At 46.5% G+C, this 587-nt stretch carries 1 protein-coding gene; it reads right to left on the reverse strand.

All coding sequences use genetic code 11. From position 1 onward, the window contains the following. Window positions 1–555 (reverse strand): IS5 family transposase (locus tag NXS07_RS20665; RefSeq protein ID WP_258087592.1); only part of this gene is annotated, 555 nt, incomplete at its 3' end. Window positions 556–587 lie beyond the last annotated feature (32 nt).

The following is a 587-nucleotide window of genomic DNA, read 5'->3' on the forward strand; positions in this document are numbered from 1 at the left end:
GGGTGTTGCCCCTGTTTGTTCGACGATATTTCTGAAAGCGTCACTATCATAGCCTTTATCTGCAATCACAAAATCTGATGCCGGGGAGTTATTCACCAGACTTTCCGCATGCTTAATGTCGTGCGTTTGCCCCCCTGACAGTTCAAAGTGGACGGGTAAACCCTGACTGTCTACGGCCAAATGAAGTTTCGTTGAACGTCCGCCACGGCTTTTGCCTATCGCTTCCTCTTCATTTGTTGCTGCCCCGGCACTGTGTTGATGCGCTCGAACAATACTGCCATCAATAAATAGCCATTCCCTATCAGCAAGTCCAGATAACCCTTTGAATATCAGATTTAAAACGCCCTTTTTTGACCACGCATTAAAACGCACAAAGACCGTATTCCATCGACCAAATTCCAACGGCAGGTCACGCCATGGGATACCTGTTCTCATCCGATAAAGGATCCCCTCAAGGATAAGACGATGTTCGGCTTTATGATAAACGAGCCCAGTGTGTTGCATTAGTGCAGATAGCTTATCCCAGACGGGATCTGTTAACCTAGTTCGTAGCATGATGATGAGGCTTAATGAGTTTTTGGCGAAAT

Origin of the sequence: Xenorhabdus bovienii (assembly GCF_024721015.1) — a bacterium.
GTDB lineage: Bacteria > Pseudomonadota > Gammaproteobacteria > Enterobacterales > Enterobacteriaceae > Xenorhabdus > Xenorhabdus bovienii.